17 protein-coding genes and 3 pseudogenes are annotated in these 22,448 nt (G+C 56.4%); 12 read left to right on the top strand and 8 right to left on the bottom strand.

The genetic code is table 11. The features are described 5' to 3' along the window. The first annotated feature begins 83 nt into the window (after window positions 1–83). The 11 genes from CKW31_RS02745 to CKW31_RS02695 all read left to right on the top strand — a co-directional run bounded on the left by CKW31_RS02745 (window position 84) and on the right by CKW31_RS02695 (window position 16,950). The gene (locus CKW31_RS02745) at window positions 84–3,635 is read left to right on the top strand and encodes an RHS repeat domain-containing protein (RefSeq protein ID WP_176469769.1); all 3,552 of its coding nucleotides are present in this window, start codon (window positions 84–86) and stop codon (window positions 3,633–3,635) included. Continuing rightward, complete coding sequence (locus tag CKW31_RS02740) at window positions 3,632–4,840, top strand: RHS repeat-associated core domain-containing protein (RefSeq protein WP_095092930.1); 1,209 nt, start codon at window positions 3,632–3,634, stop codon at window positions 4,838–4,840. Before CKW31_RS02745 ends, CKW31_RS02740 begins: the two co-directional genes overlap by 4 nt. A 192-nt stretch (window positions 4,841–5,032) precedes the next feature. Next, the gene (locus tag CKW31_RS02735; protein ID WP_095092929.1) at window positions 5,033–5,815 is read left to right on the top strand and encodes a MetQ/NlpA family ABC transporter substrate-binding protein; all 783 of its coding nucleotides are present in this window, start codon (window positions 5,033–5,035) and stop codon (window positions 5,813–5,815) included. 279 nt (window positions 5,816–6,094) lie between these two features. Continuing rightward, entirely contained in the window at window positions 6,095–6,991 is an 897-nt protein-coding gene (locus tag CKW31_RS02730; RefSeq protein WP_095092928.1) for a TauD/TfdA family dioxygenase, read from the top strand. A 15-nt stretch (window positions 6,992–7,006) separates the two neighbouring features. Beyond that, complete coding sequence (locus CKW31_RS02725) at window positions 7,007–7,885, top strand: ABC transporter ATP-binding protein (RefSeq protein ID WP_238599647.1); 879 nt, start codon at window positions 7,007–7,009, stop codon at window positions 7,883–7,885. Window positions 7,886–8,034: 149 nt separating this feature from the next. After that, complete coding sequence (locus CKW31_RS02720) at window positions 8,035–8,901, top strand: ABC transporter permease (RefSeq protein WP_095092927.1); 867 nt, start codon at window positions 8,035–8,037, stop codon at window positions 8,899–8,901. A 140-nt stretch (window positions 8,902–9,041) separates the two neighbouring features. Further along, the gene (locus CKW31_RS02715) at window positions 9,042–10,049 is read left to right on the top strand and encodes an ABC transporter substrate-binding protein (protein WP_095092926.1); all 1,008 of its coding nucleotides are present in this window, start codon (window positions 9,042–9,044) and stop codon (window positions 10,047–10,049) included. A 1,088-nt stretch (window positions 10,050–11,137) separates the two neighbouring features. Beyond that, window positions 11,138–11,350, top strand: a complete 213-nt coding sequence (locus CKW31_RS02710) for a DUF6124 family protein (RefSeq protein WP_095092925.1) — start codon at window positions 11,138–11,140, stop codon at window positions 11,348–11,350. A 322-nt stretch (window positions 11,351–11,672) separates the two neighbouring features. After that, on the top strand, window positions 11,673–12,791 hold the full coding sequence (locus CKW31_RS02705; RefSeq protein WP_095092924.1) for an efflux RND transporter periplasmic adaptor subunit: 1,119 nt from the start codon (window positions 11,673–11,675) through the stop codon (window positions 12,789–12,791). Next, window positions 12,788–13,855, top strand: coding sequence for an efflux RND transporter periplasmic adaptor subunit (locus CKW31_RS02700; RefSeq protein ID WP_095092923.1), 1,068 nt, complete (start codon window positions 12,788–12,790; stop codon window positions 13,853–13,855). Before CKW31_RS02705 ends, CKW31_RS02700 begins: the two co-directional genes overlap by 4 nt. Beyond that, window positions 13,852–16,950, top strand: coding sequence for an efflux RND transporter permease subunit (locus CKW31_RS02695; RefSeq protein ID WP_095092922.1), 3,099 nt, complete (start codon window positions 13,852–13,854; stop codon window positions 16,948–16,950). Before CKW31_RS02700 ends, CKW31_RS02695 begins: the two co-directional genes overlap by 4 nt. 214 nt (window positions 16,951–17,164) lie before the next feature. Here the strand turns inward: CKW31_RS02695 and CKW31_RS02685 are convergent, their stop codons facing one another. After that, window positions 17,165–17,386 (bottom strand): ubiquitin-like protein, encoded by a 222-nt coding sequence (locus CKW31_RS02685; protein WP_095092920.1) that lies wholly within the window; start codon window positions 17,384–17,386, stop codon window positions 17,165–17,167. Between the two features lie 509 nt (window positions 17,387–17,895). Here CKW31_RS02685 and CKW31_RS02680 point away from each other — a divergent pair. Then, window positions 17,896–18,354: a transposase gene (locus CKW31_RS02680; RefSeq protein ID WP_095092919.1), complete on the top strand. Its 459-nt coding sequence runs from the start codon at window positions 17,896–17,898 to the stop codon at window positions 18,352–18,354. 124 nt (window positions 18,355–18,478) lie between these two features. Here the strand turns inward: CKW31_RS02680 and CKW31_RS02675 are convergent. The 7 genes and pseudogenes from CKW31_RS02675 to CKW31_RS02650 form a co-directional block, all read right to left on the bottom strand. Continuing rightward, window positions 18,479–18,598: pseudogene (locus tag CKW31_RS02675) on the bottom strand (SAM-dependent methyltransferase); the annotation flags it as partial. A 124-nt stretch (window positions 18,599–18,722) separates the two neighbouring features. Further along, a pseudogene (locus CKW31_RS29450) lies at window positions 18,723–18,806 on the bottom strand (SAM-dependent methyltransferase); the annotation flags it as partial. Between the two features lie 198 nt (window positions 18,807–19,004). After that, a pseudogene (locus CKW31_RS02670) lies at window positions 19,005–19,121 on the bottom strand (SAM-dependent methyltransferase); the annotation flags it as partial. A 185-nt stretch (window positions 19,122–19,306) separates the two neighbouring features. Beyond that, complete coding sequence (locus CKW31_RS02665) at window positions 19,307–19,798, bottom strand: hypothetical protein (RefSeq protein WP_095092918.1); 492 nt, start codon at window positions 19,796–19,798, stop codon at window positions 19,307–19,309. Window positions 19,799–20,003: 205 nt separating this feature from the next. After that, window positions 20,004–20,630 carry a class I SAM-dependent methyltransferase gene (locus CKW31_RS02660; protein ID WP_095092917.1) on the bottom strand — a complete coding sequence of 209 codons (627 nt, stop codon included), beginning with the start codon at window positions 20,628–20,630 and terminating at the stop codon, window positions 20,004–20,006. 41 nt (window positions 20,631–20,671) lie between these two features. After that, window positions 20,672–21,316 carry a methionine ABC transporter permease gene (locus CKW31_RS02655; protein WP_095092916.1) on the bottom strand — a complete coding sequence of 215 codons (645 nt, stop codon included), beginning with the start codon at window positions 21,314–21,316 and terminating at the stop codon, window positions 20,672–20,674. Continuing rightward, the gene (locus CKW31_RS02650) at window positions 21,306–22,448 is read right to left on the bottom strand and encodes a methionine ABC transporter ATP-binding protein (protein WP_095092915.1); all 1,143 of its coding nucleotides are present in this window, start codon (window positions 22,446–22,448) and stop codon (window positions 21,306–21,308) included. Before CKW31_RS02650 ends, CKW31_RS02655 begins: the two co-directional genes overlap by 11 nt.

Raw genomic sequence — 22,448 nt, 5'->3', positions numbered from 1 at the left:
GCAAAAAAACTGATCATCAAATAATTTAAGTGCAGCGGGGGTTTGTTAAAGGCTCCCCCCTGCCTGCCATTTGGAATATGCATATGACTGTTTCAGTGTCTTCTAGTGTGCGCTCTGGTGCGTACAATTTTCTCAGCTTTATTAGCTCGGGTGTAGACCCGAGGACGGGTACTTATAGTGTCAGCTTGTCGCTGTCTAATCTGTTAGCGAACACATTGAGTGGTCCTTCATTACCCTTGGCTTTAAGATCCAACGCGCTACAGACAGAAAATCTTGGCTTCGGGGTTGGCTGGGGTATTCCGTTCTCCAGCTACAACCAAAAAACAAAAATACTGAACTTGTCCAGTGGTGCCAGCCACAGGGCGATCCTCTCTAGTAATGCTTTGGTCGTTACTGATAAAAAGGTCAATGACCTGAAAACCAGTCGCTTGGGCAGCGACTTGATTATCGAGCATAAGTCGGGGGTTATGGAGGTGCTTAGTAATCCCGGGGCGAGTCGGGACGAGTGGCTGGTTTCGAAAATCTACTCGCCTGAGGGGCGGGTCGTTAATCTTTCATATATTTCAGTTGCAGGACGCCGTGTCTTGCGCGAGATCAAAGATGAAAGCCGCACGCTATTAACTTTAGACGTTCGTAACGATTCAGCGCGCGTGCTGAGCATGACGCTATGGCCTGATAATCCGGCCGAAAAACTGGTCTTCAGATTTCAGCAAGAGAACAGTCGGCTCACCAAAATAACGATGTTACTGGACAATAACACCAGTGCTTCGTGGCGCTTGCGGTATCAGACCGTTGAAGGCTTGAGTCTGATCAGCCGACTGGAATCACCCACCGATGGCGTTGAACAACTCACCTATCGTACGTCCGCTTTAAAGCTGCCCAACGGTGCGCCTCTTAAGGCCCTGCCTGCTGTTGCATCGCATGTGACCTTCCCTCGTATGAATCAGGCGCCGATTACGAAGAAATATAGTTACTCGGATCGAAATTATTTCGGGTACCGCTCCAATGCCCCATGGAACAAGGACGGCGACAGCCTCTACAAAGCAACCGGTGATTACAGATACGAGGTTTATGAGGATTTGGTTGAGGGCACCGGTGCGAATGAGCGTCGCGTGCGCAGGACCAAGAGGGCGTACAACCGCTTCCACCTACAGGTCGAAGAAACCGTAAGTCAGAACGGCAAAACCGTGAGTAACATTACTGAGTTTTATGAAAAGCCAGGTCTGACGTTTGAGAATCAACCTCTGAACTTCTTATTACCCAAAAAGGTTGAGGTGTCGTGGTCCGATGCGGCAAAGCCTGGGCATGTTCGCAAGGAAACGACGCTTACTGAATACGACGAATTCGGCAACATTCTCAAAAAGGTTTCACCCACGGGTATTACTGAAGTTTTTGAGTATTATCCGATTGGACAGTCCGATGGTTGCCCGGCAGATGCGTTCGGAGCGGTGCGCTGGCTCAAACGTAAAACCCTGATACCCGCTGCTGATCGCGCGCCCGCCCCTACGTTGATCACGAGCTACCGCTACACCCATCTACAGTCGGCCAGCCCGCAGCGGGGACGTTTTATAGCGCTGGCGCAACAGGCGGTTTCGCAAAGCGGGCAGTCGACCCCACTCATTACTATCACTCGACAGTATGAGAGCGAAATTAACAGCCCTTTCTTTGGCCGCGTAAAACAACAGGTCGAGACTGTAGATGGCATTGATACTGCCATGCACTACCGTTATGAGCTGCTTGGCGGCAGTTTGTGCACACACACTACGTTGGCAGCCAAGGATGGTTCACGCAGCACCAAGTCTCTATGGCAGAACAGTTTAACCGGCGCAGAAGTAAAAACCGTCGAGCAATTGGGTGTCTCCCTTGAAACGGCCCATGACCTGCTTGGCCGCAAGATCCTGGAGCGGCTTGCACCGAAGACCTCCAGCCAGGTATCCACAACCCATAGTTACCATCTGGCTGATGCGCTCGGCGATGTAGTACAAACGCGGACGGTTGCGCCCAATGGCGCCGCAACGCTAACCCGTTTTGATGGCATGAGCCGCAAGTGTGCTGTTGAAGTTCAAGACATGGACTCCACCGGACAGCCGATGCGCGCCACTTATAACGCTAAATACGACGCCCGTGGTCAACTGGTTGAAGAGGTTAGTACCGACTGGCTCGACGGCAGACCGTTTGCATTACAGACCCAATACCGCTACGACGATTGGGGGCATCGCGTCTCGACAACCGGGCCTGATGGCGTAGTGAGTCACGATCAATTTGATCCAGTTACGTTAGTCCAGACTCAAGGTATCGATCAGGCCGGTAAAACAGTTATCACCAAAAACGTGTTCGGTAAAAACGACTCGGTTGAGCGCTTTGATCGCAAAGGTGTTTCGTGCGGTATCACGTCGTATCTCTACGACGGCTTGGGACGCTGTGTACAAAAAATCGATCCGTTGGGACGCACGACGCGATTTGTGTACGACTTTGCTGATCGCCTGGTCATTACGCAATTGCCCGATGGTACGCGGATCAGAAAAGCATTCGTGCGACACAGTACGGAAGATCTGGCGACCCACATCTGGGTCAATGATTATCTGGCTGGCGAACGGACGTATGACGGTCTTATGCGCGTAACCAGCATCACCGTGGGCGGCCGTACGGAACTCTTCACGTATGAGGGGGCTCAGCCGAACCCGGCGACCCATATCAAAGCCAGCGGCAAGGTCATTTCCTATAAGTATGACCCTTCACTGAACAATCAGATGACTGAGCGCAGCGTTGGCGGCAATAGCAACCTGGCTGCCAGTTATCGCTACGACAGCGCTCATGCGAAGCTGATTCAGGCCTCCTGCCCGGGTAACCAGCAGCAGCGCCGCTATTTACCGTCCGGCAAATTGCAGAACGATCAGATAACTGAAGCCCAGAACACATTGAATGCCTTGCATCGCACCTCTCTCAAAGGTTTGCCGCTGGAATATGTAGATGCAACGGGCGTCACCCAGATCACCCGTTATGACGCGTTCTGTCGCACTGCCCAAGTGGTACGCGGCACTGTCAGGGCGGACTACAGCTATGACTCGTACGGACGTGTCAGCAGGATCGAAACTGTCGATACCCAAAGTAAACGCAAACTCATCACGCAGCTCGAATACGATGATTTCGGCCGTGAGGTGCGTCGTGTACTGGTGGTTGATTCCAATCCACCGGAAGAACTGTCCCAGCAATTCGATAATAACGACAAGCTCATCAAGCGTGTCTTGCTGCGCGGAAGCTCCGTGCTGCGCGATGAGACATTTGCCTATGACTCGCGTGGTCGTCTGGAGCGCTACGCGTGCAGCGGCCTGCACTTGCCGGTCGATGCGGCGGGCAAAGCGATTCGTGTACAGGAGTACCAGTTTGATGAGCTGGACAACATCCGCCAGTTGAAAAGCATGTTCATGGGTGGCGAAAACATCGCAACGTACGAATACGAGAAATTCGACAAAACTCAACTGAGCCGCGTTCGCCATAGCCATCCGGACTATGCAGCACAACAAGCGAGATTTTCTTACGACCGCGATGGCAACCAAATCAATGACGAGCGTGGTCGTCGCCAGAATTACGACGAGCTGGGCCGTCTGGCCTCGGTCGCGCAGGAGCAATTATGAATCATCAAGGACTATTGATCAGTTACCGCTATGACGCTCTGGATCGCCTGATTGGCGTAGAGCCGACGGGCGCCCCCGTCAGCACGCGGGTTTATCGGGATGGCCGTATTGCCACACAGCTAGAGGGCGGGCGACGGCTCAGCCTGATGGAGTCGGACGGTCATGTGTTGGCGCAGTCGACCCAATCAGGTAACACCGTAGTGAACAGTCTGCTGGCGTGCGACCAGCAAGGCAGCGTTTTGCAGTCAGTCACGGGCAATCAGATCCAGCGCAGCGTTTACACCCCGTACGGAGGCGGTGCCGTGGAAGGCGGTCTGCAAAGTCTGCTGGGCTTCAATGGCGAGCAACCCGACCCGGTGACTGGTTGTTATTTGCTGGGCAACGGATATCGGGCTTACAACCCGGTCCTGATGCGCTTTCACAGCCCCGACAGCATGAGCCCATTCGAATCGGGCGGTGTAAATCCTTACGCCTATTGTCTGGGCGATCCGATAAACATGACTGATCCCACCGGGCACTTTTCCTGGAAGTCTATTCTAAGCATTGTGATTTCGGTTGCCGCCGTAGCCATTACGGTTGCGACGCTCGGCGCTGGCGCACCACTGACAGGCCCGCTGATTTTCGCGGCGGTCGTCGGGATCGCAGGCGAGGTGCTCAGTATCGCCAGCGAGTTGGCGGGCGAGTTGGCGCCTGACTCCAGTGCAGGGGCAATCCTGGGGCAACTCAGCCTGGGGCTGTCACTTGCATCACTTGCATCTCCGTCTGCAGCAAAGGCCGTTTCCTCTCGCGGTGCTCGGGCAGCGGCCCGCTTTTTCGACGCCGGCCCCGTTTCTGTTGCTCGACAAGGTGCGGTCAGGGTCTCTAACGGGAATTCGCTTAAAAGCCTTGGAGGTGTCGCAAAACTGGGCAAGGGGGCAAGGAATACGGTCGCAATCCAGAATCGCCTGATCGATGCGGAGAAGGTTTTGAAGGCGGCGAAATATTTCGGCTATGGCGCCAAAGGCGTTTTTTACACTGATAATTACGTCATCCCTTACATTGCCCCCCCGGCTACCAGCCAGTCTGACGAAGCGCCCTCGATACTCGACGCCTTTGTGCGCGGCGATGCCGATGAGGGCTCGAAAGGCCTTGGACAAGTCAATATCAAGCCAGGCGACTTCCTTACTGTGGATGACGACCGGATGCAGGCAATACGCGAATTTTGATATGCGCAGGTCGCGGGGATTACTCAACACTGATGCTTCAAAAAAAGCATAAGCATTCGCTAAAAAAATATTGTCCTGGAATAAAGAAAATCGGTAATGTCCGCTCCACGCCCCCGACTGCACAAGCCGCCGGGGGCAACTCATTGAAGAGCTGTCGTACAGACCGACCTCGATTTTCTCCAAGGACATTGCATGAAAAAGACATTGCTGTTGACCGCTCTGGCGGCCGTATTTTCGGTAAGCGTGGCTCAAGCAGCCGAGAAACTGGTGGTTGGTGCTACGCCAGTTCCGCACGCGGAAATCCTTGAGTTGATCAAGCCGGACCTTGCTAAAGAAGGCGTGGATCTGGAAATCAAGGTCTTCACCGACTACGTGCAGCCAAACGTGCAACTGAATGAAAAGCGTCTGGACGCCAACTACTTCCAGACCAAGCCTTACCTGGATGGCTTCAACAAAGGTAAAGGCGCAACACTGGTGACCGGTGTCGGCGTACACGTTGAACCGTTCGGTGGCTACTCCAAGAAGTGGAAGGCGATCTCCGAGTTGCCTGAAGGCGCAACCATCGCCATCCCTAACGAAGGCAGCAATGCCGGTCGTGCTCTGCTGCTGTTGCAGAAGAATGGCCTGATCACACTGAAAAACCCGACCGACGCACTGGCGACTCCGAAAGACATCGCCACCAACCCGAAGAAATTCAAGTTCCGCGAGCTGGAATCGGCCGTATTGCCGCGTGCTCTGGGCCAGGTTGATCTGGCGCTGATCAACACCAACTATGCGCTGGAAGCCAAGCTCAACCCGAAGAAAGACGCGCTGATTATCGAAGGTGCTGATTCGCCTTACGTGAACTTCCTGGTGACCCGTTCCGATAACGCTCACACCGACGCTATCGAGAAACTGTCCAAGGCCCTGACCAGCCAGAAAGTCAAAGACTTCATCAACAAGAAGTACGAAGGCGCGGTACTGCCAGCGTTCTGATTGCTGAGCTGAACACGTAATACCCAACGCCGACGCTGGCAACAGCGTCGGCGTTTTTGTTTCTGGCGAGAATCTGTAGGAGCTGCCTAAGGCTGCGAATTGCGGTCTGTCTGATACACCGCTTTCGCAGCCCTCGTAACCTCGGTCAGCTCCTACAGGTGTCCGCCTTGAGTGCCTAGCTCAATCCGGACTATCCATATGCGATAACGATATTTAAATTTCGATTCTTATACCTATAAAGTCATGGCTCATCACCACCAGTCTTCTGGAGTCTGAGTCATGTCAGCAGCGTCCCTCGCGTCATCACCTGTTCACGCGGCACCTCAACAGTTCGAGGTGCGTCCTTTCGCCGAGAAAGTGGGCGCGGAAATCGTTGGGCTGGACCTGTCCCGACCGCTGAATGACGCCGACTTCGCTCGCGTACACCGCGCGCATCTGGATTACCACGTCGTGGTGTTCCGCGATCAGCAGATCACCCCACAACAGCAGATCGACTTCAGCCGTCGTTTTGGCGTGCTGCAGATCCACGTCCTCAAGCAATTCCTGCTGGCCAACCACCCGGAAATCCTCATCGTTTCCAACATCGTGGAAAACGGTCAGCCCTTGGGCCTTGGTGACGCGGGCAAATATTGGCACTCGGATCTTTCCTACAAAGAGCTGCCAAGCCTGGGCTCGATGCTCTACGCCCAGGAACTGCCAAGCGAAGGCGGCGACACCCTGTTCGCCGACATGCACCTGGCCTGGGACACCCTGCCGGAGCATTTGCGCAAAGCTGTTGAAGGCCGCTCTGCCGTACACAGCTACACCTCGCGCTATCGCGACGGGCACAACGCACAAAACTGGCGGCCGACCCTGACCGCCGAGCAGTTGGCGCAAGTAGTGGTGGTCAGCCATCCGATCGTGCGTACGCACCCGGAAAACGGCCGCAAGGCGCTGTTTGTCAGTGAAGGCTTCACCACTCATATCGTCGGCCTGCCGGAAGACGAGAGTCAGCAGATTCTGAATGAACTGTACGCCCACAGCGTGCGCCCTGAAGGGGTCTATCGCCACCAGTGGGCGTCCAACGACATGGTCTTCTGGGACAACCGCTCGCTGATCCACCTGGCGGGCGGCACCCCTGACCATCTGCGTCGCCGCCTGCACCGCACCACCATTCAGGGCGATGCGCCGTTCTAATACCGGGAGCTTTTAATGACTGTTCTGCAAAGCCACACGGCTAGCGCAAACTCGATTGCGCAACAGGTCGACCAGCCCGCTGCTGAAGCCCTGCTGCAAGTCCAGAATGTGAGTCTGGAATACCGCACGCCCGAGCGGGTGGTGCGGGCGACTCATCAAGTCAGCTTTGAAGTTGATCCGGCTGATCGGTTCGTATTGCTTGGTCCTTCGGGGTGCGGCAAATCCACCTTGCTCAAGGCTGTGGCGGGTTTCATCAAACCCAGCGAAGGGCAGATTCGTCTGGCTGGCGCTGAAGTTCATGAGCCAGGCCCGGACCGCATCGTGGTGTTCCAGGAGTTCGACCAACTGCCGCCCTGGAAAACCGTCATCGAAAACGTGATTTTCCCGCTGCTGGCCTCGCGCACGTTGAAGCGCAAGGAAGCACTAGAGCGTGCGCATTACTACCTGGCGAAAGTCGGTTTGAGCGCCTTTGCCGATGCTTATCCGCACACCTTGTCTGGCGGCATGAAAGCCCGTGTGGCGATTGCCCGGGCCTTGGCGATGCAACCGAAAATTCTGCTCATGGACGAACCCTTCGCTGCGCTGGATGCCCTGACCCGTCGCAAGATGCAGGAAGAGCTGCTGGAGCTGTGGGAAGAAGTGCGCTTCACCCTGCTGTTTGTCACGCACTCCATCGAAGAAGCGCTGGTGGTCGGCAACCGCATCTTGCTGCTGTCGCCGCATCCGGGCCGTGTTCGCGCTGAAATCAACAGCCATCAATACGACCTGAAAAGCCTCGGCGGCGTCGGTTTCCAGCACACCGCCCAGCGCATACACCGGCTGCTGTTTGATGAAGGCGAAGAGCAGGCGGTTGACCGCGAGCTGAACTTCCAGGACATCCGGATCGCTTATTAATTTCTGCTTGCTGGCGTTGACCCCCTGTGGGAGCGGTGCTTGCCCGCGATAAGAACACCTCGGTTGCAGATAAATCACCGAAACCTTATCGCGGGCAAGCACCGCTCCCACAGGGGAACAGCGCCAACAGATACCAAGAGAGTCACACCATGAGCCTTTCCCCCCCAATTCGTGAAGAGTACGAAATCACGCTGGAGCCTTTCACTCAGGAAGACCTGGCCCGTGACATCCCGCTGGCGCAACGTATCTGGCAAGTGAGCTGGGTCCGTAAGACCGTGATTCTGATCTTGCTGGCCGTGCTCTGGGAAGTCGCCGCGCGGATTCAGAACAACGACCTGTTGCTGCCCAGCTTCCTGCAAACCGCTGCCGCGTTTTATGAAGGCATCCTGTCGGGTGAACTGATCAACAAGGTCTGGATTTCCCTGACCGTGCTGATTCAGGGCTACGTGATCGGTATCGTCCTGGCCTTTGCCCTGACCACCCTGGCGGTATCAACTCAGCTGGGTCGCGACCTGCTCGGCACATTGACTGCGATGTTCAACCCTTTGCCTGCCATTGCGCTGCTGCCACTTGCGTTGCTGTGGTTTGGCCTGGGGCAGAACAGCCTGATTTTTGTGCTGGTCCACTCGGTGCTGTGGGCGTTGGCGCTCAATACCTACGCGGGCTTTCTCGGCGTTTCGGAAACCCAGCGCATGGCCGGTCGCAACTACGGCCTCAAAGGCTTGCGCTTCGTCTGGCACATCCTGATTCCGGCGGCGCTGCCATCAATTCTGGCCGGTCTGAAAATTGGTTGGGCATTCGCCTGGCGGACCCTGATCGCGGCTGAACTGGTGTTCGGCGCATCGTCCGGTAAAGGCGGCCTGGGCTGGTACATCTTTCAAAACCGCAACGAGCTATACACCGACAAAGTATTTGCTGGCCTGGCGGCAGTCATCCTGATCGGCCTGCTGGTGGAAAACCTGCTGTTTGCCAACATCGAACGCCTGACCGTCAAGCGTTGGGGTATGCAGCGCTGAAATGCAATTCCCCTGTGGGAGCGGTGCTTGCCCGCGATAAGGCTGAACGCGGTTCACTTTAGATCGCGTAGACCTTATCGCGGGCAAGCACCGCTCCCACAAGATCAAAAACAAACATTCGAATTCTCGTGAGGTTTCAAATGGCAATTCCTTTCAAGCGCTCAGCCATCATTGCGCTCGCCGCAACCATCGGCCTGCTCAGCAGCGGTGCACAAGCCGAAGGCAAGATCAGCATCGCCCAGCAGTTTGGTATCGGTTACCTGATCCTGGACGTGGTGCGCGATCAAAAACTGATCGAGAAGCACGGTAAAGAGCAGGGCATCGACATTGAGGTTGACTGGAACAGCATCTCCGGCGCCACCGCCATGAACGAAGCGCTGTTGGCCGGTGCGCTGGACGTGGTGTCCGCAGGCGTACCGCCGATGCTGACCATCTGGGACCGTACCAAGGGCAAACAGAACGTCAAAGCCATTGCGTCACTGGGCTCGATGCCCAATTACTTGCTGACCAACAACCCGAACGTGAAAACCCTCAAGGACTTCACCGACAAAGACCGCATCGCCGTGCCAGCCGCAGGCGTGGGCTTCCAGTCGCGCACCTTACAGATCGAAACTGCCAAAGAGTTCGGTAACGAAAACTTCAAGAAATTCGACAACATCTCGGTAAGCCTGCCGCACCCGGACGCCACGTCGGCGCTGATCTCGGGCGGTTCGGAAATCACTTCGCACTTCTCCAGCCCGCCGTTCCAGTACCAGGCGCTGGAAAACAAGAACGTGCATAAAGTGCTGAGTTCGTACGACGTGCTGGGTGGCCAGGCGACGTTCAACGTGCTGTACACCACCGAGAAATTCCACGACGAAAACCCGAAAACCTACAAGGCGTTCTACGACGCCCTGGCTGAAGCCGAGAAGATCATCAAGGCCGACAAGCCTGCCGCTGCCCAGACCTACATCCGGGTAGAGCAATCCAAACTGGCGCTACCGTTTGTAGAGAAGATCGTTTCCGATCCGGAAATCGACTTCACCATCACCCCGCAGCGAACCTTTATTTATGCCGAAAAGCTGCAAGAGCTGGGCGTCTTGAAAAACAAGGCGGCGAGCTGGAAGGATTACTTCTTCGAAGAAGCGCATGGTGGTGCGGGTAGCTGATACCGGTCTGGAGTATCCATCCACTGTCTGGCGCTGACCCTGTGGGAGCGGTGCTTGCCCGCGATAAGGCTGAACGCGGTTCACTTTAGATCGCGTAGACCTTATCGCGGGCAAGCACCGCTCCCACAAGGGATATGCGTTACATCTGTAACTTCACCTCACGAAAAACCCACCTAGCCCATGGTGGTGCGGGTAGCTGATACCGGTCTGGAGTATCCATCCACTGGCTGGCGCTGACCCTGTGGGAGCGGTGCTTGCCCGCGATGAACGATGACGCGGTTTACCTTTTAGACCGCAGCGTTCCTATCGCGGGCAAGCACCGCTCCCACAAGGGATATGCATTACATCTGTAACTTCACCTCACGAAAAACCCACCTAGCCCATGGTGGTGCGGGTAGCTGATACCGGTCTGGAATATCCATCCACTGGCTGGCGCTGACCCTGTGGGAGCGGTGCTTGCCCGCGATGAACGATGACGCGGTTTACCTTTTAGACCGCAGCGTTCCAATCGCGGGCAAGCACCGCTCCCACAAGGGATGTGCATTACATCTGTAACTTCACCTCACGAAAAACCCACCTAGCCTATGGTGGTGCGGGTAGCTGATACCGGTCTGGAATATCCATCCACTGGCTGACGCTGACCCTGTGGGAGCGGTGCTTGCCCGCGATGAACGATGACGCGGTTTACCTTTTAGACCGCAGCGTTCCTATCGCGGGCAAGCACCGCTCCCACAAGGGATGTGCATTACATCTGTAACTTCATCTCACGAAAAGCCCACCTTTGAAGGCCCTTTCCTGCGGCCGTTTCCCTTTCTTCTGTGTGAAGTTTCCTAGAAAATCCTGAGCCCTTGCGCGTGCCAAATTCGGACACTAGGCTGCGTCCGTCACTGACTCATCAGTGATCGGGTTTAGCAGCCTGCTTTGTGAATTGACAGCGCAAGTACCGCGTTATGGCGGCTTTGCGTGGGGCATCTTCGGGTGCGCCGGTCTTGTTGATTCCACCGGTCTGCTAACCCGCGACAAAGCCGCCACCCTCTATTTGTTTAGCAGCGAACATTCGGTGGCTCCGTTAACACAAGGAATCAACGATGAAAAAATTAACACCCGATCCACCGCTGCCAACCCTCGAAGAATCGCTGCTCCACGTCAGCGATCTACTGCGCTGCGCAGCCGCCACCGCCTACGAAACCGGCGACACCCTCAACGGCCCCAAACGCGACCTGGCCTTCTCGGTTGTCCATCTGATCGCCATGGCCAAAGCCGAACTCGACCGCTCACTGGAGCGCGTCGAACCCCGCTGAGCCCAGCTCTGACAGGAACCAATGATGACGTGGGACCGGCTTTAGCCGGGAAGAGGCCGGTACATTCAGTACATCTTTATCGTCAGGAAGACCGCTTTCCCGGCTAAAGCCGGTCCCACGTCGTTCATCAACCTGCAGGCCGACATAGAATTTCCCACAGGTCCAGCGCCAGCCGACGCCCTGACTCCGATCGTGTTGCCCTGTTCTGCACAACCAATCGCACACCCCAAGGAACCCTGATCTACGCTGAGAGTCGCATAGTCACGGCGCCACCCACTGTTTACAGCGAGGCACGCGCACGGCATCCGCATAAGGAGTCTGCATGCCCGTTTCCCCCTCTAAATTGGCGTTGTCCGGTCTGACGTTGGCGTTGGCCATTCTCGCCGGCTGCGGCAAAGAAGAAGCCCCTCCGGCCAATCTGCCGCGTGTTTATGTGCAAGAAGTCGCAACCACCGATTACGCCGCTCAGGTGGCCCTGACCGGTGATGTTCAGGCGCGGGTGCAGACGCAGCTTTCATTCCGTGTGGGCGGCAAGATCATTCAGCGCATGGTGGATGTGGGCGATCGGGTCACGGCCAGGCAAGTGCTGGCGAAGCTTGACCCCAAGGACTTACAGACCAACGTCGATTCCGCCGTGGCTGCCGTCGCTGCCGAACAGGCGCGGGTGACGCAAACCCAAGCGGCATTCGTGAGGCAGGAAAAACTGCTGCCCAAGGGCTATACCAGCCGCAGTGAGTACGATTCGGCGCAGGCCTCATTGCGCAGTAGCCAGAGCGCGCTTCATGCCGCGCAAGCGCAATTGGCCAATGCCCGTGAACAACTGAGCTACACCGCACTGATCGCCGACGCGCCGGGCGTGATTACCCAGCGTCAGGCAGAAGTCGGGCAAGTGGTGCAGGCCACCGTGCCGATTTTTGGCCTGGCCCGGGATGGCGAGCGTGATGCCGTCTTCAACGTCTATGAGTCACTGTTCGCCCAGGCATCCGGTGATGAGCCGGTGGTGGTGACGCTGCTGGATAACCCGCAAATCAAAACGGTCGGCAAAGTCCGTGAAGTCACACCCGCCGTGTCAGCCGAAACCGGCACCGTGCAAGTAAAAATCGCCCTCGAAAAATTACCCGCTGGCATGGACCTCGGTTCAGTGGTCAGCGGGGCGTTGAACACGCCGGGCAAGGCCAGCATCGAACTGCCATGGGCCGCGTTGACCAAGGGATTGGGCGATCAATTGGGCAAGCCAGCCGTGTGGGTGGTGGACGATCAAGGCAAAGCCAATTTGCGTGCCGTCACCGTTGGCCGTTACCTGACCGCCAAAGTCATCATCACCGATGGCCTGAAGGCGGGTGAGAAAGTGGTCGTGGCGGGTGGACAGTTGTTGCACCCGGACATGCAGGTGGAAATAGCCGCCAGCGAGAAACAGAAAACCGCGAAGGTGCAGCCATGAAGCGTTTGTCGTGGTTGCTGTTGCTGCCACTGTTGACTGCGTGCAGCAAGGAAGAGCCTGCGCCGGAACCGGTACGCCCCGTGCTGCATGTCGAAGCCAACGCGATTTCCGAGGAAAGCCTTGGGCGTTTTGCAGGCAACATCGAGGCTCGATTTGAAAGCACCCTGGGCTTTCGGGTCGGCGGACGGATCGCGCAACGCAGCGTGGACGTCGGCAGTGAAGTTGCCAAAGGCGCACTGCTCGCCACGCTGGACCCTACCGATCAACAGAACAACGTACGTGCTCGCCAAGGCGATCTTGCCCGCATTCAGGCGCAGTGGATCAACGCGCAAGCCAATGCCCGTCGTCAACAGGAGTTGTTCGACCGTGGCGTGGGCGCCCAAGCGCAGCTGGATATCGCCCAGACCGATCTGAAAACCACCAACTCGTCCCTGGAGCAAGCCCGCGCAGCACTGAGCCAGGCTCAGGATCAACTGGGTTACAGCGAGTTACGAGCCGATCACGCGGCCGTTGTCACTCGCTGGCAGGTAGAGGCCGGGCAAGTGGTCACGGCCGGGCAGGAAGTCGTGACCCTGGCCCGCCCGGACGTCAAAGAAGCGGTGATCGATTTGCCTGGAACCTTGGCTGACCAGTTGCCCGAAGGCGTCGAGTTTAAGGTCGCCAGCCAACTGGATCCGCAGATCAATACCACTGCGAAGCTGCGCGAAATCGAACCGCAAGCCGAGCGCGCCACGCGTACCCGTCGCGCACGCCTGACTCTGTCAGACACGCCGGAAGCCTTCAGGCTGGGCACCGCCATCAGCGTTAGCCTCAGTTCGGCCATTGCCTCGCGCACTGAGCTACCGATCAATGCGTTGCAGGAAGTCGATGGCAAGGCTCAGGTGTGGATCATTGACCGGCAGAACCAGACTGTTAATCCCCGGGTAGTGAACGTTGTCAGTCGTAGCAGTGACAGTTTTGTGTTGAGCAACGGGATCAAACCCGGCGAGTGGGTGGTGAGTGCCGGGGTCAACAGCCTCAAGCCGGGCCAAAAAGTCAAAGTCGATGAGGAAAGCCCGCGATGAAAGGGAGTTTTAACCTGTCCGAGTGGGCCATCAAACACCAGTCGTTTGTCTGGTACCTGATGTTCGTCGCGCTGTTAATGGGCGTGTTTTCCTACATGAATCTTGGGCGTGAAGAGGATCCTTCCTTCACCATCAAAACCATGGTCGTACAAACCCGCTGGCCGGGCGCTACGGTGGATGAAACCCTTGAGCAAGTCACCGACCGCATCGAGAAGAAACTCGAAGAGCTGGACTCGCTGGACTACGTGAAGAGTTACACGCGTCCAGGTGAGTCTACGATCATGATTTTCCTGCACGACACCACATCTGCGAAGGACATCCCGGAGATCTGGTATCAGGTGCGCAAGAAGATCGACGATATCCGCGCGCAATTCCCTCAAGGCACCCAAGGACCGTTTTACAACGACGAATTCGGTGATGTTTACGGGTCGATTTACGCGTTCACGGCGGATGGTTTTTCCATGCGCCAGTTGCGTGATTACGTCGAGCAGGTCCGCACGGAAATCCGCGACGTGCCGGGGTTGGGCAAGGTCGAAATGATCGGCCAGCAGGACGAAGTGCTGTACCTGAATTTCTCCACCCGCAAGCTGGCGGCGCTAGGCCTGGATCAGAGCCAGGTGGTGCAAAGCCTGCAATCGCAAAACGCGGTCACGCCAGCGGGTGTGATCGAGGCCGGGCCGGAGCGGATTTCGGTGCGAACCTCGGGGCAGTTTGCGTCGGAGAAGGATCTGGCTGAGGTCAATCTGCGCCTCAATGATCGTTTCTACCGCTTGAGTGACATCGCTGATATCACCCGTGGCTACGCCGATCCACCGAAACCGTCGTTCCGCTTCAACGGCAAACCAGCCATCGGTCTGGCTATTGCCATGAAGAAGGGTGGCAACATTCAGTCATTCGGCAAGGCGCTGCACGAGCGCATGGACGCCGCCACCGCTAATCTGCCGGTTGGCGTCGGCGTGCATAACGTGTCGGATCAGGCCGAAGTGGTTGAGAAGGCTGTCGGTGGCTTCACCAGCGCGTTGTTCGAGGCGGTGGTGATCGTGCTGATCGTCAGCTTTGTCAGCCTGGGCGTGCGTGCTGGCTTGGTGGTCGCTTGTTCGATCCCGCTGGTGCTGGCGATGGTCTTCGTGTTCATGGAATACAGCGGCATCACGATGCAGCGGATTTCCCTCGGCGCGTTGATCATCGCCCTCGGCTTGCTGGTGGATGACGCGATGATCACGGTGGAGATGATGGTCACGCGCCTGGAAATGGGCGAGACCAAGGAGCAGGCCGCGACTTACGCCTACACCTCGACGGCGTTTCCGATGCTCACGGGTACGCTGGTGACCGTCGCCGGGTTCGTGCCCATCGGCCTCAATGCCAGCTCGGCGGGGGAATACACCTTCACGCTGTTTGCGGTGATTGCGGTGGCGATGCTCGTGTCGTGGGTCGTGGCGGTGTTGTTCGCGCCGGTGATTGGCGTGCACATCCTGAGTGCCAACATCAAAAAGAAAGACGAAAAAGAAAAGGAAGGGCGCATTGCCCGAGGCTTCAACAACAGCATGTTCTGGGCGATGCGACATCGCTGGGTCACGATCATCTTCACCATTCTGCTGTTTGTGGGGGCGGTGTTCTCCATGCAGTTCGTGCAGAACCAGTTCTTTCCGTCCTCGGACCGGCCGGAAGTTCTCGTCGACCTGAACCTGCCGCAGAACGCTTCGATCAATGAAACCCGCAAGGTCGTGGACCGCTTTGAAGCCACGCTCAAGGACGATCCGGATATCGAGCGTTGGAGCACTTACATCGGTCAGGGCGCTTTGCGTTTCTACCTGCCGCTGGACCAGCAACTGGAAAATCCGTATTACGCGCAGTTGGTGATTGTCAGCAAAAGCCTGGAGCAGCGCGCCGGTTTGACTGATCGCTTGAACAAGCGTCTGCGCGAAGAGTTTGTCGGCATCGGCAGCTTCGTTCAGCCGCTGGAAATGGGGCCGCCGGTGGGGCGTCCGCTGCAGTATCGGGTCAGTGGTGAAAACATCGACAAGGTCCGCCAGCACGCCATCGAACTGGCCACTCTGTTGGACGCCAACCCGCATGTCGGCGAGATGATTTACGACTGGAACGAGCCGGGCAAAGTCCTGCGTATCGACATTAACCAGGACAAGGCGCGGCAGTTGGGCTTGTCGTCCGAGGACGTCGCGAAGTTGATGAACAGCATCGTCAGCGGCTCGCCTGTCACGCAGGTTCGCGATGATATTTACCTGATTGATGTCGTGGGCCGTGCTGAAGATGCAGAGCGTGGCTCGCCGGAAACCCTGCAGAATCTGCAGATTGTGACGCCGGGCGGTACGTCAATTCCGTTGCTGGCGTTTGCGACGGTGCGATACGAACTGGAGCAGCCACTGGTCTGGCGTCGTGACCGCAAGCCGACCATCACGGTTAAGGCGGCGGTAGCTGATGACATGCAGCCAACCGATCTGGTCAAGCAGCTCAAGCCTGAGATCGACAAGTTTGCTGCGGGTTTACCGACGGGTTACAAGGTCGCGACTGGCGGTACAGTCGAAGAAAGTGGCAAGGCGCAAGGTCCGATTGCCAGTGTCGTGCCGCTGATGATCTTCCTGATGGCGACGTTCCTGATGATTCAACTGCACAGTGTGCAGAAGATGTTCCTGGTGGCCAGCGTTGCGCCGTTGGGCTTGATTGGCGTGGTGTTGGCGCTGATTCCGACCGGCACGCCCATGGGCTTTGTGGCGATCCTCGGCATATTGGCGCTGATTGGCATCATCATCCGAAACTCAGTGATTCTGGTTACACAGATTGATGCTTATGAGCGTGATGGATACCTGCCATGGGACGCCGTGGCCGAAGCGACCCAACACCGCCGCCGTCCGATCCTGCTGACCGCCGCGGCTGCCAGCCTTGGCATGATCCCCATCGCCCGCGAAGTCTTCTGGGGCCCGATGGCCTACGCTATGATCGGCGGCATCATCATCGCCACCCTGCTGACGCTGCTGTTCCTGCCCGCGCTGTATGTGGCGTGGTATCGGATTAAAGAGCCGAGTGATGAGCAGCGGGAGCAGGCTGAAAAGGGTGGTGAGCCAGCGCAATCGAGTTAAGGTTTTCGCGGCAAGTCGGATCGATGCGCGCCCGCTCCAACAGGTGTTGGTTGTGCTGGAGGGAGCGGGCATCGATCCGACTTGCCCGCAAAGAGAACGACTCGTTTTGTTTGAGTGGAAACATTCCGCCAGGCAATTGCGCTTTGACATGAAAACAGTCTGGGCGGACTTCTGGATTAAAGCGTTAAAGAGTAACGTGCTGACCTCCAGATTTTTATAATGTCACCACCTGAATCTTACTTCCAGGCAGAATGTTGTAGTCGGCAAGCGTCCTAATATCTTCGAGTTTATTTCCGCTAAAAATTAATTGCATTTTTTCAGGCGGAATGCCTTCTGCATCCTCGATTTTTTCTTTCGTGATCCGGATGCTGTCGTTCGGTTCGACATCAATTTCTATGATTTTCGGTGGTGCTAAGAATTGGACCTGGATAATCATTTTTATATCTCTGTATGTTCTTTGCGTGCTAGGTTTCAGCTATCACATTCATATGCTGCTGTTGTTATAAACACGAGATGCGGTCATAGGCCTTTCTCTTTATAAGAGTAGCTCGATATACGCGGTGAGCTGTGCGCAACCGCATGGATGCATAGATTTATTTGCTATTGTTTTAATTGCTCGACGCTATTAAATAGATGTTATGGACTGAACCTTATCTTTGTAGCCGCGTTGCAGGTGGCGTGGCACCGAATTAAAGAGCCGGGTGATGGGCAGCGGGAGCAGGCTGAAAAAGGTGGTGAGCCAGCTGTAAATCATTGACTCAATCGTCGGAATGCCGCCCAGACAAGCCCGGCTCCCACAGTAATGCAAGCGCTGTGGGAGCTGAGCTTGCTCGTGATGGCCGCGCCTCGATTCGAGGAGCAGACACATCCAGCCAATTAATCCAGCGCTGTATGTCACCTGTCTGACCTACCTTTTGAGTTCCACTAGAGCTCAAAGGCAATGGAATGCGATCACCTCATCAATCTCGACAGTTACGCATTGGCCGCCACAGTGAAAAAGGCCGGATTTATCTCATAACTGCTAACACCAAAGACCGCCAGCCTATTTTTGGTGACTGGATAGTCGGACGTCTCATAGCGAAGCAGTTCCAACAGGCTGAGCGTGATGGTCTTGTTAAGTCACTTGCCTGGGTGGTGATGCCTGATCATTTTCACTGGTTGTTCGAGCTCGAGAGTGACTCTTTGAGCTATGTCGTTGGGCGAACTAAATCCCTCGTCAACCTGACGGTGAATGCTGCGCAAGGTCGTACGGGGAGTATTTGGCAACCCGGCTTTCATGACCGCTCCATTCGCAAGGAGGAGGATTTGAGAGCGCTGGCTTTTTACGTGGTGATGAACCCGGTGCGGGCTGGATTGGTCGAGCGGATGGGGGATTATCCGCTTTGGGATGCTGCTTGGGTTTAACCTGTCTTTAGACCGAGTCGCCTGTATCGCGGGCAAGCACCGCTCCCACAAGAGATCGCGCGCTCAGGTTGGAATGCGATCAAATGTGGGAGCGGTGCTTGCCCGCGATACAGGCGACCAGGTGTTAAGCCTTGCGCCAAACACTCGCCAACCAAGGCTGCTGATCCCGAGGCAATCCTGCCGGGCGGTAGTAGTGTTCCAACTCGACAAACCCCGCAGCATTGAGCAGTTCTTGCCAGGATTCGGATTCCGTAGATCGAGTCGAGGCCATCGCGGGCAAGCACCGCTCCCACAAGAGATCGCGCGCTCAGGTTGGAATGCGTTCAAATGTGGGAGCGGTGCTTGCCCGCGATAAGGTCGACTCGGTATTAAGCCTTTCGCCAAACACTCGCCAGCCAAGGCTGCTGTTCTCTCGGCAAACTAGCCGGGCGATAGTGATGCTCCAACTCAATTGATCTTGAGCCCTGTGAAAGCCTCACTGGTCGAGCGCATGGGGGGTATCCGCTTTGGGATGCTGCATGGGTTTAACTGTCTTTAGACCGAGTCGCCTGTATCGCGGGCAAGCACCGCTCCCACAGAGATCGCGCTCTCAGGTTGGAATGCGTTCAAATGTGGGAGCGGTGCTTGCCCGCGATAAGGTCGACTCGGTATTAAGCCTTTCGCCAAACACTCGCCAGCCAAGGCTGCTGTTCTCGAGGCAAACTAGCCAGGCGATAGCAGCATTCCCGCTCAATAAACCCGGCAGCATTGAGCAGTTCTTGCCAGGATTCGGATTCCGTAGATCGAGTCGAGGCCATCGCGAGCAAGCCTCGCTCCAACAAATATCACGTCCGTTGGAGCGAGGCTTGCCCGCGATGAGGGCGACTCGGTCTCAGGCTTTACGCCAAACACTCGCCAGCGCTGGTACCTTTAAACTTAAACTTGCAAAGAGGGTTAATAATTTTATCTGTTTTTATGACTCGTCCTGCTCGAAAGTAAAGTTTCTGAAGAGTACGGGGGTGATAATACCTATTTTCTTCAGAGCCCACTTTCCACCTTCTTTGGACATGTCATAAATATCAACCATTACATAGCCTGAAATAATTTGGTATTCGGACTCGGGCACGCTAATTGAAAAACGCTCCCACTCCGAGGCAACAGTCCGTTGTTCAAAGTTTAAGCCTCCACCGCCGTTTGAATCTTTGTGAGAAACGCCCAACAGGAATTCAGCCGGTTCCCCGCTCTGCGCCACGCGTTTGGCTTCGAACTCAAATTTACCTGGCCCGGTCATCGGTATTATTTGCTCAAGCCATATGGGTTGCCCCTCGGGCGTAAGTTCAATGCAGAATCCGCCCGTGGTGCTGTCAGGGTCACGGATAAATTTGAAGGAGGGGTTGGGGTTGTCGAACGTCCAAGGATGCAGTTGGGCGTTTTGAAAGGTTCCGTTTTGTATGAGGTTAGCCATGGTCGTTACCTGATAGATTTAAATTAACTGCTATCAGTCAGATTAGTTGAGTCTTCTGAAGTTGCTCAGGGGGGGTTATACATTGTTGGAATGGTTGATTTTTATTAAATCGCCGTTTGCTATTAATAAGTTTTCCTGTGCAGATGTAAATTTACATAACGCAGGCCGCTACGCTGTTTTTTTCTACGACATAGACTAATGGAGCTCAAACCTTACGCCAAACACTCGCCAACCAAGGCTGCTGTTCTCTCGGCAATCCTGCCGGGCGGTAGTAGTGTTCCAACTCGACAAACCCCGCAGCATTGAGCAGTTCGCGCCAGGATTCCAGGTCGTGATACGAGCCATACCGTGGGCCGTTCCAGCCTTCCTGGTTGTCGCCGCGGGGGTTGGAGCTGAACAGGACGCCGCCCGTTTTTAGCGTGGCGTGCAATTCACTCAGCACACGGGGCAGTTCCTGTTTGGGGATGTGAAACAGCACGGCGTTGGCGAAGATGCCATCGAAGCGTTCAGCAGGCAGGTCCAGCTCAAGGAAGTTCTGCTGCCACACCTCGCAGCCCGTTTCAGCGCGGGCCATTTCGGCGAAGCGCTCGGAGCCGTCCAGGCCCACCGGTACATGACCCATACTGCTGAAGGTTTTCAGATCACGGCCCGGCCCGCAGCCGAAATCCAGAATCTGCCACGGCGCCTGGCCTTCAATGTGGCGCAACAACGCGGCGATGTTCTGGCTGACGTCGTGGTCGCGGGTGCCTTCCCGGAAGTCCTCGGCCACCTGGTTGTAGTGGCCGAGGGTTTGGTCGGTGATCTGGGCGAGGTCTTGCGCTTGGAGCTTCATGGCGACTCTGTCTGAGCAGTGAGGCGCCAAATATACCCCACTCAGCGTTTGTTCAGACCTCTGGCCAGACGATCGCCGCCCAGTTGAATGACTGCAACGAGAATCACCAACAGCACGATCACGGTCAGCATGATCTGGCTATCGAAGCGCTGATAGCCGTAACGGTAGGCGATGTCTCCCAGGCCGCCCGCACCAATCGCACCAGCCATGGCCGAGGAGTTGATCATGGTCACCAGCGTGATGGTGAAACCACCGACGATGCCCGGCAGTGCTTCAGGCAGCAGCACGTGCCAGATGATGTGCCAGCGGCGGCAACCCATGGCCTGCGCCGCTTCGATCAATCCGTGATCGACCTCACGCAAGCTGACTTCGGCGATCCGCGCAAAGAATGGCGTGGCAGCAATGGTCAGCGGTACCACCGCCGCCCAGACACCATAGGTAGTGCCGACGATCATCCGGGTGAACGGAATCAGCGCCACCATCAGGATCAGAAACGGAATGGAGCGGAACAGGTTCACGAAGCCGCCCAGGACCTGGTTGAGTGCGGGCGCTTCATAAATCCCGCCTTTGCCGCTGGTGACCAGAATCACTGCCAGCGGAATGCCCAACACCAGTGCGATGAACGACGAAACGCCGACCATCAGGAAGGTATCAATGGCGCCCTGCAGCAAACGATCAAACCACATAGCCCAGTACCTCCGCGTGTTGCGCTTGTTTGCGCGCCTGGTTCAACAGGGTGTCGACGCTGTGTGGCGAGCCAGCCACTGACAGCAGCAGGTGGCCCAGCGCACGCCCTTGAATCCGCTCAACACCGCCTTGCAGCAAACTGACCCGGCCACCCAAGGCTGCAAACAATGCCGCCAGATCGGGTTCTTCGCCGCCGTCCCCTGTGAAGTGCAGATCCAGCACCACCTTGGCCTCCGCTGTTTGTGGATGAACTGAAAGCCGCGCCTGCAAATCTTCCGGCAAGCCATGTTGCAACGGGGCGAGCAGCGTTTTGCTGACCTCATGCTGCGGATTGCCAAACACTTGCCAGACCGGGCCCTGCTCGACGACACGGCCTTGTTCGAGGACCACGACGCGGTCGCAGATATCGCGAATCACGGCCATTTCATGGGTGATCAAAATGATGGTCAGGCCCAGGCGCTGATTGATCTCGCGCAGCAGACCGAGGATCGATTGAGTGGTCTCAGGGTCCAGCGCTGAAGTGGCTTCGTCGCAGAGCAGAATCGCCGGGTCATGCACCAGCGAGCGAGCAATGCCCACGCGCTGTTTCTGGCCGCCGGACAATTGCGCCGGGTATGCCTTGTGCTTGTCTTGCAGGCCCACCAGTTCCAGCAGCTCAGTGACTTTGCGCTGACGCTGTTCCTTGGGCACGCCCGCAACCTTGAGCGGCAACTCGACGTTTTGCCATACGGTTTTGGCCGACATGAGATTGAAGTGCTGGAAGATCATGCCGATCCGTCGGCGCAGCTCCACCAGCTTGTCTTCGTTGAGCTCGCCAATGTCGGTCTGCTCGATCAGCACCCGTCCGCTGCTGGGTTGTTCCAGACGGTTGATGGTGCGGATCAGCGAGGATTTGCCCGCACCGCTGCGACCGATGATGCCGAAGATCTCGCCTTTCTGGATCGCGAGGTCGATGTTTTGCAGTGCATCTACCGGGCCTTGCTGGCCCTGATAGGTTTTACCCAGATTGATGAACCGCACGTGCGCGCGATTCAGGTCGGCGTGCAGCTCGGCGCTGCTCGTCGAATAAGCTGCCGAATGCGCTGCGCCCGTCCGTTCAGGTGGCAGTTGGCGTTGCACGGATGCATTCAT

This window comes from Pseudomonas sp. Irchel 3A5 (assembly GCF_900187575.1).
GTDB lineage: Bacteria > Pseudomonadota > Gammaproteobacteria > Pseudomonadales > Pseudomonadaceae > Aquipseudomonas > Aquipseudomonas folii.
The sequence above is the reverse complement of the archived record's forward strand: the minus strand, read 5'-3'. Positions and strand labels throughout refer to the sequence as shown.

What these genes read in the sequence shown, in the direction of transcription:
- CKW31_RS02745 (WP_176469769.1), top strand. Translation starts at nt 84, where the DNA reads ATGACTGTTTCAGTGTCTTCTAGTGTGCGCTCTGGTGCGTACAATTTT.
- CKW31_RS02740 (WP_095092930.1), top strand. Translation starts at nt 3,632, where the DNA reads ATGAATCATCAAGGACTATTGATCAGTTACCGCTATGACGCTCTGGAT.
- CKW31_RS02735 (WP_095092929.1), top strand. Translation starts at nt 5,033, where the DNA reads ATGAAAAAGACATTGCTGTTGACCGCTCTGGCGGCCGTATTTTCGGTA.
- CKW31_RS02730 (WP_095092928.1), top strand. Translation starts at nt 6,095, where the DNA reads ATGTCAGCAGCGTCCCTCGCGTCATCACCTGTTCACGCGGCACCTCAA.
- CKW31_RS02725 (WP_238599647.1), top strand. Translation starts at nt 7,007, where the DNA reads ATGACTGTTCTGCAAAGCCACACGGCTAGCGCAAACTCGATTGCGCAA.
- CKW31_RS02720 (WP_095092927.1), top strand. Translation starts at nt 8,035, where the DNA reads ATGAGCCTTTCCCCCCCAATTCGTGAAGAGTACGAAATCACGCTGGAG.
- CKW31_RS02715 (WP_095092926.1), top strand. Translation starts at nt 9,042, where the DNA reads ATGGCAATTCCTTTCAAGCGCTCAGCCATCATTGCGCTCGCCGCAACC.
- CKW31_RS02710 (WP_095092925.1), top strand. Translation starts at nt 11,138, where the DNA reads ATGAAAAAATTAACACCCGATCCACCGCTGCCAACCCTCGAAGAATCG.
- CKW31_RS02705 (WP_095092924.1), top strand. Translation starts at nt 11,673, where the DNA reads ATGCCCGTTTCCCCCTCTAAATTGGCGTTGTCCGGTCTGACGTTGGCG.
- CKW31_RS02700 (WP_095092923.1), top strand. Translation starts at nt 12,788, where the DNA reads ATGAAGCGTTTGTCGTGGTTGCTGTTGCTGCCACTGTTGACTGCGTGC.
- CKW31_RS02695 (WP_095092922.1), top strand. Translation starts at nt 13,852, where the DNA reads ATGAAAGGGAGTTTTAACCTGTCCGAGTGGGCCATCAAACACCAGTCG.
- CKW31_RS02685 (WP_095092920.1), bottom strand. Translation starts at nt 17,386, where the DNA reads ATGATTATCCAGGTCCAATTCTTAGCACCACCGAAAATCATAGAAATT.
- CKW31_RS02680 (WP_095092919.1), top strand. Translation starts at nt 17,896, where the DNA reads ATGCGATCACCTCATCAATCTCGACAGTTACGCATTGGCCGCCACAGT.
- CKW31_RS02665 (WP_095092918.1), bottom strand. Translation starts at nt 19,798, where the DNA reads ATGGCTAACCTCATACAAAACGGAACCTTTCAAAACGCCCAACTGCAT.
- CKW31_RS02660 (WP_095092917.1), bottom strand. Translation starts at nt 20,630, where the DNA reads ATGAAGCTCCAAGCGCAAGACCTCGCCCAGATCACCGACCAAACCCTC.
- CKW31_RS02655 (WP_095092916.1), bottom strand. Translation starts at nt 21,316, where the DNA reads ATGTGGTTTGATCGTTTGCTGCAGGGCGCCATTGATACCTTCCTGATG.
- CKW31_RS02650 (WP_095092915.1), bottom strand. Translation starts at nt 22,448, where the DNA reads ATGAATGCATCCGTGCAACGCCAACTGCCACCTGAACGGACGGGCGCA.